Below are 13,814 nucleotides of genomic sequence, written 5' to 3' on the forward strand. Positions count from 1 at the left end.
TTTTAATGACTCGGCACGACTGGAAGAATTTTCCCATCTGGACCAAACTGCAATTTGTCCATACACACTTCGCGGTTATACCCAGCAGCTTCGCCCATCGTAATTCCTTTGGGATAGTTAAATCGATGATAAACAATGTACCATTCATCTTTTCCAGGCAGCTGCAACACCGAATTGTGTCCAGTCCCGTAAATTCCAAGAGCAACATCTTTCTGCAAGATAAGATTATCTTCGGGGATTTGAATGGGTCCCAAAGGAGAGGTTGAAGTTCCATAACGAACCCGATAATTTTCGCTACGTGTATCATTTTCCGACCATAGGAAATAATAAATCCCTTTCCGGAAAAAGACATAAGTTCCTTCACGGAATGTTCTATCGGGGGTCAATAATTTGATCGTATTTTCCTTGATTGTCACCATGTCCTTATTAAGTTCGGCTACAGCAAGATGACCATTTCCCCAATAAAGATAACTCTTATTGGTTTTGGGATCAGTGAAAACAGCTGGATCGATCTCTTGGCCTCCCTTTACGCCATTTGGTTTGAAGTCTATCAGCGGTTTACCTGAATCTTTAAAAGGACCGGTTGGTGAGTCTGCTACTGCAACACCGATTTTCTGAGCTGCTGTAAAATAATAATAATATTTATACCCACCCTTGACTTTCTTCTCTGCGATCGTCGGCGCCCAGGCATGGTGGTTGCCCCATAGGACATCTTTTTTTAAATCTAATATTACTCCCTCATCTTTCCATGCTATCAAATCAGTGGAAGAAAAGGTTTTGAAGTAGTATCCCCCCCAACCGTCAAAGCCATCACTCGTTGGATAGATATAATATTTCTTTGTCTTATTAGAGTACAATACATCTGGATCCGCATAAAATCCCTCCAATATAGGATTTTTCACATTGTTCAATGTGATATCAGCTGGTTTTCCCCAATGTTGAATCAATTTATTCAACTCATTTCTTGAAAGCGGTAAAATAGTGCCATGTCTAGGATGAAAATCCATATCAATCTGTTGATCTATTGCTTTAAAATGATCTAGATCCTGAGATTCACAAAATTGGTACTTCCCCTTTTTATAAACGTCATACATCAAGATATAAGTATCGGATTGATTACGTTTAAAAATTCCAGATCCTTCCACATCGTCTGCAGTTACCTGTTTATAACCCTGTTGTTCAACCCATTTCCCTGACGTCAATGAATCTGTGATCGCCTGTTTTATTCCTTTCCCATTCCCCTCAGTTTTATAAAACAAATGGAATACGCCGTTTTTAACAATAATATCCCCATCTATACAGGATTGACCATTTTTAGGCAAAAACAACACCTTAGGTTCGCCCTCCAGATCCGTAAAATCACGATTAGCATAAGCATAATAAATCACGTCAGGTTGATCTCCATATTTCATGGACCAGTAAACCATATATTTACCGACACCTGGATCAAATATAGTCTGGGGCGCCCAAACCCTTTTTAAGTCTTTCTGCCCTTGATAACGTTGTTGGATGTTAATCACATGATGCTCCCAGTGGATCAAATCTGTAGATTTTAACAAAACCATGGCTCGGTTAGAATCCCATCCTTTGGATGCCGTCATATCCGTTAGCACCATATAAAATGATTTGCCGTCCTCGGTCCGTAAAATATGTGGATCCCTTACGCCACCTGTACTGCTGATGCGTTTAGAATCCAATATGGGCTGATTATTGTTCAGTGCCCTGAATGTATAACCGTCAGTACTAATCGCAAAACATACGGCCTCATCCGCAATTGCATTACCTTTAAAATAGGTAAATAGATAACCCGCAAAATCTTTTTCCGATGGTCCAGCTTTATATTCCTGTGCCGATACGGAACACAAGGCAGCCATCATCAAACCAACAACTCCCATGAGGGATATCAACTTTCTTTTATTCATAAAAAGGTTATTTCATTTGTAAATAGCACATTACTATACCGCGGTTGTTACCCCACCCAAATGCGACCGTAACGCTCCCATTTTGTTTTTTTACCTGTGCAAACACGTTATGTGCAAATAGAATCAGGGTAGTAAAATAGAGTCTACGGATATTCATCTTATTTAACGGACATTTTAATCAAGGTAAAGGAATAGGGTTCAAATGTTTCAACAATCGTCTTTCCCTTATAAGTTACCGTATTTTGTTTTGGACGGATGTTCAATGGTTCCTCGATACTGTTACTCAGGTTTAGGTTGGCGTTTGCCAACGTGATTTTCTCTGCTGTCGCAGCAGGCTTTTTCTTCGAATCTATGTCGAGGTTCACTTTCATCGGCTTACTATTGTAATTAACGACTTTCACGATAAGTTGTCGCGCCTCGGCATCAAATACTGCAGAAGCGTATAGGCTATCTTTGCCAGCAACGAATTCACCATCCCGTTTGATCGGAACAATGCCTGTCCCTTTATTGGTAGCATATAATTTTTGCACTTGGTAGCTCGGTGTTCCATATACCTGCAAGTTATCCACCCAAATTAAATCCGGTGACCACTGCCATCCATCGACATGGCCGAATAATGGCGCATAAGATGCCATCTCCACCACGTCGCCATTTCGTTCCAGGCCTGTCATGAAGGCGGCTTCCGAGAGGGCCGCCTCCCAGGTACTTTTCCCTGGACCATTTGGTCGGGTCGTATGCGAAGCGTATTCCCCAGCGAAAATTTTCACCCCATTTCTAGCGTAATTATCATAGCGATTGGCGCTCGAAAGAAACCAGGATGGTGGACGGTAATAATGTTCATCAATGATATTGATATTCATCGCCCGCAGTTGATCATTTAAGAAGTCAAAACGATCTCCTTCGGGATCAGTGCCCGAACTGGCAATAATTTTGATCTCTGGATGCTTTTCGTTTAATGCTTTCTTGAAGACGGCCAACCGTTCGATATATTGCGGGCCCCAATTTTCATTGCCAACCCCCAGCATTTTGAGGTGAAAAGGCTCAGGGTGCCCCATATCCGCCCGTAATTTCCCCCATTTTGTATCTGTTGTACCATTAGCAAATTCAATCAGATCCAAAGCGTCTTGCACATAGGTATCAAGTTCGTCCAATGGGACAAGTTCTCCGGTATTAAATTGGCAGGCCATACCGCAATTGAGAATGGGAACTGGGGAGGCTCCAATATCTTCTGCCAGTAAAAAGTATTCATAAAATCCTAAACCAAAGGTCTGAAAATAATCAGGTGTAAGCCGATGGCTGAATTCGGTATTCCACCGGTTGATAATCAATTCCCTTTCCGTTATTGGTCCAACAGTTTTTTTCCATTGAAAGCGATTAGCCAAATCTTTCCCTTCAACAATACAGCCTCCAGGAAAACGGATAAAGCCGGGTTTCATATCGGCAAGCATCTGAACCATATCTTTACGTAAACCCTTCGGTCTTCCTTTCCAGGTGTCTACTGGAAATAACGAAAGCATATCCACGTCTAAGGTACCCGCCCCTGTAAACCAAACATTTAATTTGGCTTTATCTGTCGTTTGGTTGACAGGAAATTTGACTGCAGCTTCAGACCATGATCCGACGGGTTCAAGAGGAAGCTCAGCTGCGCCAATAACTTTATTCTGTTGATCGAGCAGCTCAACATGGATTTTCATCCCCTTAGCTGCACTTTGGTATTGTACAGAGAACTCATATGCTGCCCCCGCTTTCACCCCCATTCCTCTAAAGCCTTCATTTTGTAGTCCTAATTTCAGATTAGCCGCATTGTTTATCCTTAAATAACGTTTGTTCCCTTTACGTTTGCTATCGTTTAGCAGGAGGTAGGTTCCCTCAGGACCATTTTCGAGCTTTTTCCATCCCATCCAAGGCTGATCAAACTCAAATGATCTATTCTTTACTAATTCAGCGTAAATTCCCCCATCGGCACCAAGATTGATATCTTCAAAAAAGACACCCCACATATGTGGCGATATTTTGCCTGTAGGTTTATCCAACGCTATATTTAATGTTATCGGTGACTGTGCCATTGCTGAAGAGCTCAAGCTCGCTAACAGTAACAGTATTGACACTACTCTTTTCATCCCTATATGTATTTGTTCATCAATAATTTATTATTTCAGGTTTTTACACTAACTCTAACAGCATAAATAGGGTAGCACGACATGACAACCCTATCAAAATTGGCTGTTATATTAATTCCAATACAATAACTGAAAATGCCGGAATGTCCACTTCAATGGTACCATTCACTACCTTTGCCCTATTGTACACAACAGGTTTAATTGTTGTGGGTTTCTTGAAGGAATTATAATCGCGTAGATTCTCCGCGGTAAGGATTCGGCCTGAAATTTTTGCAGCTTTCACTGAACCGAGATCCACACGTACCTTATTATTCTTTTTCGGATCAATATTTACCAAGGAGATATGAGTACGGCCCTGCTTGTCTTGTGACGCTGAAACCGAAACGGCCGGAATTTTTTCCTGGTTAAATTCAAAATCCGTTGATTGAAGGGAAATAGGAATCAACTTGGCATCCTGATGTACCTTATACATTTCCATCACATGATAAGTCGGCGTCAAAATCATATTCTTTCCTTCTGTTAGAATAACCGCCTGCAATACATTCACAGCCTGCGCTAGATTGGCCATCTTCACCCGACGAGCATGATTGTTAAAGATATTGAGCGTCATTCCCGCAATCATGGCATCACGCATGGTATTTTGTTGGTAGAGAAAACCAGGGTTCGTACCGGGCTCTACCGCATACCAGCCCCCCCATTCGTCTACGATCAGATCCACAAGTCCTTTCGGATCGTATTTGTCCATAATGGCGATATTCTTCTCCACCAGCTCATTCATAAACCAAGCTGATTTCATGGTTCTAAAATATTCCTCTTCCGAATATTGAGTTGCTGAGCCCTTGTTATCCCAGTTGATCACCGCATAGTGATGAAGCCCCATGCCTTTCATCAAACCACTCGGAATTTTCTTCATGAGAGTCTCCGTCCAATTATAATCTGCACTATTGGCTCCTGATGCTATCCGATACAAACCACTTCCATTGGTCCAATCCGACATAAAAGTGGCGTATTTGCGATAAATGTCGGTATAGTAATCGGCGGTCATATTTCCGCCACAGCCCCAAGCTTCATTTCCTACGCCCCAGAATTTTACCTTCCAAGGTTCCTGTCGACCATTTTTTCGTCGCCAATCCGACATGGGGCTTTCTCCTTTAAAATTCACATATTGGACCCAGTCGGCAAGCTCCTGTACCTCGCCGCTACCCACATTACCCGCCAGATAAGGTTCCGCACCAAGCAATTCACACATATTGAGAAAATCGTGTGTGCCATAAGAATTATCCTCTGTCACGCCACCCCACCAGTTGTTTACGATAGCAGGCCGTTGCGCTTTGGGCCCAACTCCATCCTTCCAATGATAGGTATCGGCAAAACATCCACCCGGCCAACGTAAATTGGGAATGTTCAAATTCTTAAGGGCTTCAATAACATCTTTCCGGACACCATCAGCATGCGGAATTGAATCATTTTTCTCACCGACATAAAATCCATCATAAATACAGCGTCCCAAGTGCTCGGCGAAATGTCCATAGATATGTCGACTTATAATCTGCTCCTGTTGCGGCGTTTCTAATCTTACACTACTCTGTCCATACAGTAATCCAGTGGCCAGCGTAAAAACAACGCCTAATTTTAATCTTAGCTTCATCATATAGATTTTATTATTTCACACTGAATTGGTAGGTTGTTTTTGAACTATATTTTTCTCCAGGTTTTAACACCGTTGATGTAAAATTGGGGTGATTTGGTGCATCTGGAAAATGTTGTGTCTCCAAACAGAAAGCAGAACGGAATGGATACACTTTTCCCTCTTTCCCTTTAGGGTCAGAATCTTTCATAAAATTACCACTGTAAAACTGTAAACCAGGTTCGGTTGTGTAGATGTCCATTTCAATACCCGTTTTCGCGGCATACACCTGTGCGACCTTCTGGAAACCATCCTTCTTGTTTAGTTCAAAATTATGGTCATAGCCTTTTCCGATCTTCAGCTGTGCATTTTCATCTTCAATACGAGCACCAATACGTGTAGGTTTTGTAAAATCGAATGCTGTGCCCGCTACAGGCAAACTCTTTCCAGTTGGAATCAAGGTATTGTCAACTTCGGTAATTGCCTTTGCATCAATTTGAAGTTCATGATCCAGAATAGAAGAATCTCCTGCCCCATTGAGGTTAAAATAAGCATGGTTGGTCAGATTTAAGACCGTCTCTTTATCTGTTGTCGCCTGATAGGCGATGGCCAAAGCACCGTTGTCCTCCAGGGTATAGGTAACTTCCATCTTGACCGTTCCCGGATAACCCGCTTCTTTATCAGGTGAGGTATAGGCTAATGTGATTGATGTCGAAGTGCTACTGACTACATCCCACACTTTATTGTAAACGCCATTGGTACCGCCATGAAGTGAATTCTCGCCATCATTCTTTTCTAAAGAATAAACCTCTCCATTCAGTTTAAATGATGCTTTGCCAATCCGATTCCCGTAACGCCCTACAATTGCGCCGTAAAAATTATTATAGTTATCCTTGTATTCTTTGGCCGAATCATAGCCCAAAATCACATCAGTCAATTTACCGTCTTTATCTGGCACCTTTAAACTTACCAAGCGTGCGCCATAATTTGTCAATGTAATAGCGAGTTTGTCATTCTTGAGCTGGAGTAGTTTAACTTCTTTACCATCAATCTGGCTATCAAAAGCTTGGTTGGAGGTAGAGTCAGCCAAGGTCGCTGCTTGCTTACTTTGAGTTGATGAAGACTGGCAGCCATAAGCCAATGAAGCACAAGTCAACAAACCAATAATAATTTTCTTATTCATCTGCAATTAAGTTTTACCCCATCGGTCTGATGGAGGCTTCCTATTTTTAATTAGGAATGGTTCATAATTAGTTAATTATTCAAATGGCAACAATTCTACCAAAAACGCACATAAATAGCAGTCACCAACAATAAAGTCACAACAATTAATGCCAATACGGACGGTTCCACTTTAAACATTGATCGATCCAATACAAAAGCTTTTGGATTAACTTTTGGTCCAAATAAACTGACAGCAATCATAGCGATCATCGTAAACACAAATGCTAGTCCCATACATATCTGAAATGGAATTTCATAAACACCCGCCTTGTTAAGATATGCCGTATAGATCCATGTTTCTGGCCCGAAAACTTTTGTTGCAAACTCATTGAAAAATATCGACAATGCAAATCCCGTAACAAGGCCTGTAATGGCAGCTGCACCCGTAGTCCTTTTCCAGAACATACCGAGCAAAAACATCGCAAAAACACCCGGACTGATAAAACCTGTATATTTTTGGATAAAAGTAAATCCTCCGGCGCCACCGATGCCCAGTGCATCATTCCAGGTAAATAAAACAGAAAGTAGAATAGAGATCACAATTGTTATCTTTCCAACCCAGACCATTTTTGCCTCGCTCGCATCTTTATTAATGTATTTTTTAAAGATATCCAGTGTGAAGATCGTTGCGATACTATTTGCCTTTCCGGCCAATCCGGCCACAATAGCTGCTGTAAGCGCCGCCAGTGCTAGCCCTTTCATTCCATTTGGCAGATAGCCCAATATTGCCGAGTACGCATTATCGGCATGAAACACCCCTCCAGGAGCCATTTCGTGTTGCAACGCACCATTTTTATAAAGCACATAAGCAGCTATTCCTGGAAGCATGACGATAATCGGCATAAACAATTTTAGAAATCCTGCAAAAAGAATCCCTGTGCGTGCCGTCTTTAAATCAGCTCCCAGAGCGCGTTGTGTGATGTATTGGTTACAGCCCCAGTAATTTAGGTTGACAATCCAGATCCCGGCAAGGTACATCCCTATTCCAGGCAGCATCAGATATTTATTGATATCTTCCTGACTGGCACCCGGCCCTGGCTTATCGACAAATAGGTTAAAATGCTCCGGCGAATCTTCCATCAGTTTATTGAATCCCGCTAAGGCATCTTGGCCCAAACCAAAATGTTCACTGACCAGAGTCAATGCCACATAGGTCGTCGCTATACCACCAATAATTAATACAACAACCTGAATAACATCTGTAAAGCCAATAACACGCATTCCGCCCAAAGTAATAATGACGGCAAATACGGCTAGAGCAACTGTAATGGTGTGGAAGCTGTCGCCACCTCCGGCCATGCTGGAGATTGCAATGGCGCCTAAATATAAAATGGAGGTCAGATTGACAAAAACGTACAAAAACAACCAGAAGATTGCCATAATGAGACTCGTTGTTTCATTGTATCGGTTGTTCAAAAACTGAGGCATCGTGAAAATTTTGTTTTTCAGATAGACCGGAATAAACCAAACCGCAACAATAATTAGCGCTACCGCAGCAATGAGCTCATAAGCGGCTACAGCAATACCGACCTCAAATCCATTACCGCTCATACCAATAAACTGCTCAGCAGAAATATTCGATGCGATCAACGAAGAGCCTATGGCCCACCAGGTCAGTGATCCCTCCGCCAGAAAGTAGTCCTTGCTACTGCTTAAACTATTCGTCTTTTTACGATAAATCCAGTAGCCATAACCGGCTACAATAAAGAAGTAAATTACGAAGATGATGTAATCTACCGTTGCAAATTTTTCCATATTTCCCAAATTGGTTATTATCAATAAGCCATCTATACCCGAAGAGCAGGTATAAATGGCTTAGGCTATTATTTACTGAGTAAATAATATAGTTCATTCCATTTCAATTGATCTTCGAGCTTCGCTACCGTAGTATCCTCGTCGATCAATACATATTCCAGTCCGGCAATACGTGCAAAATCTTCCAGGTATTCGGGTGTTAAGCTCAAGCTGTAGGCTGTATGATGTGCCCCCCCTGCCACAATCCAGGCACTGCAACCTGTTTTCATATCAGGAAGCGGTTTCCATAACACACGCGCAACAGGAAGCTTAGGTAACTCTTCTTCCACAGCAACACCTTGTACTTTATTCACGATCAAACGAAAACGCGTTCCCATATCGACCAAAGAGGCATTCAATGCATCTCCGCTCTGCCCATTGAAAACCAAACGGGCAGGATCTGCCTTGCCGCCAATTCCTAGCGGATGTACTTCTATACGTGGTTTTCCAGTTGCTAAAGCTGGGTCCACTTCTAACATATGTGAGCCAAGTACCATGGGATTCTGCGGATCAAAATGGTAGGTGTAGTCCTCCATAAATGCGGTCGTTCCCGCTAATCCTGCTCCCATCACTTTGCAAGCGCGCACCAAAGCCGGGGTCTTCCAATCCCCTTCGCCGGCAAAACCATATCCCTCAGCCATTAAACGTTGTACCGCCAAGCCCGGAAGTTGTACCATCCCATGCAGATCCTCAAAAGTATCCGTAAAACCTTTAAAGTTTCCTTGTTCCAAAAATTTCCGTAGGCCAATTTCTATTTTAGCAGCCTCGATGAGGTTATCGTGATATTCACCACCAGCTTTCACATTTTCGGCTAGTTCATAAGTCGCTTCGTACTCGGCTAATAATGCCGCGATTTCCGCTTCCGTGCTCGCATTGATAACCGCTACCAGATCACCAATGGCATAGGTGTTTACTGCGAAACCAAATTGCGACTCTGCCTCTACTTTATCGCCGTCCGTAACAGCCACATAACGCATGTTATCGCCAAATCGTGCAAATTTAGCACCTTGCCAGTCGTGCCATCCTGCGGCTGCACGCGCCCAAACATTAATCCGTTCCAGCACTTCCGCATCTTGCCAATGCCCGGTTACAACTTTACGACCTATTTTTAAGCGGCTAACGATATGTCCAAATTCGCGATCCCCATGCGCACTTTGGTTGAGATTCATAAAATCCATATCGATACTATTCCATGGGATATCCTGGTTATACTGCGTATGCAGATGCAACAATGGCTTTTGCAAGGCTTTTAATCCTCTGATCCACATCTTTGCAGGTGAAAATGTGTGCATCCAGGTAATAACCCCGATACAGTTTTTTTCATTGTTGGCGGCTGCCAACGTTGCATAAATCTCGTCCGTATTTTTTACGATCGGTTTATATTTTACCGCTACTGGAATCGCTGCTTGGCTATGTAAATAATTGGCTATTTCCTCAGCATGTAGGGCAACTTGTCGCAAGGTTTCTTCACCGTATAGGTCTTGGCTTCCCACGACAAACCAGACCTCAAGCTCTTTTAAATTGATATTCATGTTAAATTGTAGTTTTTGCTATAGATTTTTTTATTACCGAAAATTATTGACCATAATAGGCGTTGGCCCCATGCTTCCGTTCGTAATGCTTTTTGATCAGTGCAGGCTTTAATCGAGGCGCATTCGGATTGATCTGTTCTGTCAACCAAGCCATTTTAGCAACCTGTTCCAGGACTGCACTGTTATAAACAGACTTTGTCCCAGTTTTACCCCAGGCAAACGGCGCGTGGTTACCAACGAGAATCATCTCCACTTCTTTATAGTCCAGCTTATTTTCGACAAAGTGATTGATAATCTGAAACCCCGTTTCATGTTCGTAGTTTCCGGCGATCACCTCATCGTGCATTGGTGGAGCACAGGGAATATCGGCCGTCAAATGATCGGCATGTGTCGTTCCGAAAATGGGAATATCCCGTTGCGCCTGTGCCCATGCTGTCGCATAGGTGGAGTGTGTGTGGGTGATCCCACCGATTTCCTTCCAATGTTTATACAGTAGCGCATGAGTTTTCGTATCAGATGATGGCCTAAGATTCCCCTCAACCACCTGACCATCGAAGTCTACAATCACCATATGTTCCGGTGAGAGCTCTTCATATGGAACCCCACTTGGTTTAATCGCAAAAACTTCCTGACGGCGATCGACAACACTCACATTTCCAAATGTAAAAAGCACCAATCCCAGCTGGGGCAATTGCATATTGCAATGGTAGGCTTCTTCTTTAATTGAATTATACATGATTAAAATTTGAATGGTTAAACAGTAATGGCTAGCGATTCCTTTCCTTCGATGAAAGCTCCCAAAGCCTTGTAATGTTCATAGCGTTCGGCGTAGATGGTTACCCATTTTTCCTCAGGTATATAAGTTCGTTCAAAACCTTGCCCCATTGCCTTCATGGCATCCTCGACCCGGTCATATAAACCTGCCGCTGTTGCGGCGAACATTGCGGCGCCAATGGCACAAGTCTGTTCACTTTTATGAATACGAATAGGCATATTCATCACATTGGCCATCATTTGCATAATAAAGGGGGATTTCTTAGCAACTCCGCCTAAACCGATCAAGCCTTTTACCGGAATACCCTGTTCCACGAAACGGTCAACAATAGCCTTTGCGCCAAAACAAGTTGCTTCGACAATTGCTCTGAAGATCCGAGGAGCATCTGTTCCGAGGTGCAAACCTGTAATCGCTCCTTTCAAGGATTGATCCGCATCCGGAGTTCGACGACCATTGAGCCAGTCCAATGCTAATTCAGATGTTGCCGTTACGGGAAGTAATGCAGCCTGCTCACTTAGACTGAACAAGAGTTTCTCCTCCAGGGTTGCCATCAACTGTTCACGCGTATGCGCTTCGATCTCTTCAATATCTTGTATCAAATTTTTCGTTGGCCACAGTAACACCTGTTTCAGCCAAGCGTAAGCATCTCCAAATGCCGATTGCCCAGCTTCCATACCGATCATTCCCGGTATAATTGAACCGTCTACCTGACCGCAGATTCCCCTGACCAACGTATGCTGAACCTCCTCCTTCGGGGCAACTAGCATATCGCAGGTCGATGTCCCCATTACCTTACTCAGATAATATGGCTCTATTTGTCCCCCTACTGCCCCCATATGACAGTCAAATGCACCTACTCCGACAACGACCGAGGTTGTAAGACCTAATCGTTGCGCCCATTCTTCCGAAAGCTGACCAGCAGATTGATCAGCAGTGTATGTTTCGGAAAACAAACGATCAACCAAACCATCCAGCAATGGATCAAGTGTTGAAAAGAAAGAATTTGGCGGTAGGCCATCAAATTCTTCGGCCCAAAGCGATTTATGCCCCGCTGAACAAACCCCACGCTTCATCGCAGACACCTGTTTTCCTCCCGTCAATAGAAATGGAATATAATCGCAATGCTCAACCCAGCTATATGTGGCGGCACGGACTTTTTCATCTGCTCTAAAAACATGAAGTAATTTGGCCCAGAACCATTCCGAAGAGTATACTCCGCCCACATACTTCAAATAATCCACCGAACTATTTTGATTGTGCAGGTTAATTTCTTTGGCCTCTCCAACAGCTGTATGATCTTTCCATAAAACAAACATGGCATTGGGGTTGTCTTTAAACTCGTCCAACAACGCCAATGGAACCCCGGCTGCGTTTACGGCAACTGGAGTAGATCCCGTTGTATCCACAGAAATTGCTTTTACAGCTGCGCCAATATTGTCGATTTCCGATTTGAGCAAACAATCTTTTATTGTTGCTTCCAAGCCTTCGATATAATCCAAGGGGTGCTGCCTAAACTGACTTAAAGCAGCATCGCAATACTCCCCTCTTTTCCAACGCGGGTAGTAAAATACAGAAGAAGCTATCTCCTCGCCATTGTTAGCATCAACCAATACCGACCGGACCGAATCACTTCCATAGTCCACCCCAATGACATACGATTTATTCATTTTTGCTGAATTTGGTTTATAACTTATAATTGTCTCTAAAGCCTTATTTTTCAATCCCCTCCTTTCTGAAGTTCGCCTTGAAAAAATAATTAGTGTCAAATAAACATTTATTTTTTTAAATATGAAAGAAAATTTTCATATTTAAAAAATAGAGCTAACTTCATAGCAGCAAATTATGGTTAACCCAAATTCCTGACATAGGCGTATAAAAGCCTTTTAAAGGGATGTATCAGACAATTATTATACTTATTTTTAGCTATTTACTTTTTTACATAGTTTTGCTCGTGGAATAAATGGGGTGATGTCAGATAAAAAAAGATAAAACGATAGACGATGGAATATTATAAAAAAGATTCAGGGATCCTTTTGGCAGTAGACTGTATCATATTTGGATTTAACGGCGAATCCCTTGAAGTACTTTTAATTAAACGTGATTTCGAACCCGAACGAAATAAATGGAGTCTGATGGGTGGTTTCGTTCAATCTGACGAAAGCCCGGAAGAGGCGGCGAGCCGGGTGCTCAAACAGTTAACAGGGCTTGAAAATGTATACATGGAGCAATGTAGTGTATTCGGTGAACCTAAGCGTGAACCTAGCGACCGGGTTGTCAGTATCTGTTATTTTGCGCTGATTGATACGCAGCAATATCAACATATCCTCAGTGACGATTACGAAGCCCAATGGTTTCCATTACAGGAGCACCCAACACTGATCTTCGATCATGATCAGATGATCGCTTCGGCACAGCACCGTCTACGCATGAAAGCAGCTTTGTATCCGATATTATTTGAACTGCTGCCTGAGAAATTCACAATTCCCCAGATTGCAGCACTCTATGAGGGTGTTTACAATATCGAGTTGGATAAGCGCAATTTCAGCCGAAAACTGCTTTCCTCAGACCTCATCATCAAACTGGAAGAAAAAGATAAGGAAAACTCAAAAAAAGGAGCCTACTATTTCAAACTAAATACGGCAATCTATAAGGAAAAGATCATGTCCTTTTTACGGTATTTGCCAAGTTGGTCTATCGAATCATGATAAAGTAACGGGAAATGACCTACGAGAATTGGAATATATTTCACTTAACATTTTCGTTTTTTCAATAATTCCTTATATTTATCACAGGTATATCCTAGTTTTACAATTAGGATAA

9 protein-coding genes are annotated in these 13,814 nt (G+C 42.5%); 1 reads left to right on the forward strand and 8 read right to left on the reverse strand.

The window, feature by feature from the left end; translation table 11 throughout:
- Positions 1–2: 2 nt before the first annotated feature.
- The 8 genes from ACLCDV_RS23600 to ACLCDV_RS23635 all read right to left on the reverse strand — a co-directional run bounded on the left by ACLCDV_RS23600 (position 3) and on the right by ACLCDV_RS23635 (position 12,661).
- Complete coding sequence (locus tag ACLCDV_RS23600; protein ID WP_411972392.1) at positions 3–1,922, reverse strand: family 43 glycosylhydrolase; 1,920 nt, start codon at positions 1,920–1,922, stop codon at positions 3–5.
- Positions 1,923–2,080: 158 nt separating this feature from the next.
- The gene (locus tag ACLCDV_RS23605) at positions 2,081–4,042 is read right to left on the reverse strand and encodes an alpha-L-arabinofuranosidase C-terminal domain-containing protein (RefSeq protein WP_411972393.1); all 1,962 of its coding nucleotides are present in this window, start codon (positions 4,040–4,042) and stop codon (positions 2,081–2,083) included.
- A gap of 106 nt (positions 4,043–4,148) precedes the next feature.
- Complete coding sequence (locus ACLCDV_RS23610; protein ID WP_411972394.1) at positions 4,149–5,693, reverse strand: alpha-N-arabinofuranosidase; 1,545 nt, start codon at positions 5,691–5,693, stop codon at positions 4,149–4,151.
- Positions 5,694–5,703: 10 nt separating this feature from the next.
- Positions 5,704–6,852 (reverse strand): aldose epimerase family protein, encoded by a 1,149-nt coding sequence (locus tag ACLCDV_RS23615; RefSeq protein WP_411972395.1) that lies wholly within the window; start codon positions 6,850–6,852, stop codon positions 5,704–5,706.
- Positions 6,853–6,947: 95 nt separating this feature from the next.
- Entirely contained in the window at positions 6,948–8,648 is a 1,701-nt protein-coding gene (locus ACLCDV_RS23620) for a sodium:solute symporter family transporter (RefSeq protein WP_112374965.1), read from the reverse strand.
- Positions 8,649–8,716: 68 nt separating this feature from the next.
- On the reverse strand, positions 8,717–10,219 hold the full coding sequence (gene araA / locus ACLCDV_RS23625) for an L-arabinose isomerase (RefSeq protein WP_317669373.1): 1,503 nt from the start codon (positions 10,217–10,219) through the stop codon (positions 8,717–8,719).
- Between the two features lie 43 nt (positions 10,220–10,262).
- Positions 10,263–10,955: an L-ribulose-5-phosphate 4-epimerase gene (locus ACLCDV_RS23630; protein ID WP_411972396.1), complete on the reverse strand. Its 693-nt coding sequence runs from the start codon at positions 10,953–10,955 to the stop codon at positions 10,263–10,265.
- A gap of 17 nt (positions 10,956–10,972) precedes the next feature.
- Entirely contained in the window at positions 10,973–12,661 is a 1,689-nt protein-coding gene (locus ACLCDV_RS23635; RefSeq protein WP_411972397.1) for a ribulokinase, read from the reverse strand.
- Between the two features lie 333 nt (positions 12,662–12,994).
- Between ACLCDV_RS23635 and ACLCDV_RS23640 the strand changes: the two genes are divergently transcribed.
- Complete coding sequence (locus ACLCDV_RS23640; RefSeq protein ID WP_201669665.1) at positions 12,995–13,699, forward strand: NUDIX hydrolase; 705 nt, start codon at positions 12,995–12,997, stop codon at positions 13,697–13,699.
- Positions 13,700–13,814 lie beyond the last annotated feature (115 nt).

This window comes from Sphingobacterium sp. Lzh-3 (assembly GCF_046764375.1).
Taxonomy (GTDB): domain Bacteria; phylum Bacteroidota; class Bacteroidia; order Sphingobacteriales; family Sphingobacteriaceae; genus Sphingobacterium.

Coding starts and splice junctions, on each gene's coding strand:
- araA (WP_317669373.1), bottom strand. CDS start 10,219: ATGAATATCAATTTAAAAGAGCTTGAGGTCTGGTTTGTCGTGGGAAGC.
- ACLCDV_RS23600 (WP_411972392.1), bottom strand. CDS start 1,922: ATGAATAAAAGAAAGTTGATATCCCTCATGGGAGTTGTTGGTTTGATG.
- ACLCDV_RS23610 (WP_411972394.1), bottom strand. CDS start 5,693: ATGATGAAGCTAAGATTAAAATTAGGCGTTGTTTTTACGCTGGCCACT.
- ACLCDV_RS23605 (WP_411972393.1), bottom strand. CDS start 4,042: ATGAAAAGAGTAGTGTCAATACTGTTACTGTTAGCGAGCTTGAGCTCT.
- ACLCDV_RS23635 (WP_411972397.1), bottom strand. CDS start 12,661: ATGAATAAATCGTATGTCATTGGGGTGGACTATGGAAGTGATTCGGTC.
- ACLCDV_RS23615 (WP_411972395.1), bottom strand. CDS start 6,852: ATGAATAAGAAAATTATTATTGGTTTGTTGACTTGTGCTTCATTGGCT.
- ACLCDV_RS23640 (WP_201669665.1), top strand. CDS start 12,995: ATGGAATATTATAAAAAAGATTCAGGGATCCTTTTGGCAGTAGACTGT.
- ACLCDV_RS23620 (WP_112374965.1), bottom strand. CDS start 8,648: ATGGAAAAATTTGCAACGGTAGATTACATCATCTTCGTAATTTACTTC.
- ACLCDV_RS23630 (WP_411972396.1), bottom strand. CDS start 10,955: ATGTATAATTCAATTAAAGAAGAAGCCTACCATTGCAATATGCAATTG.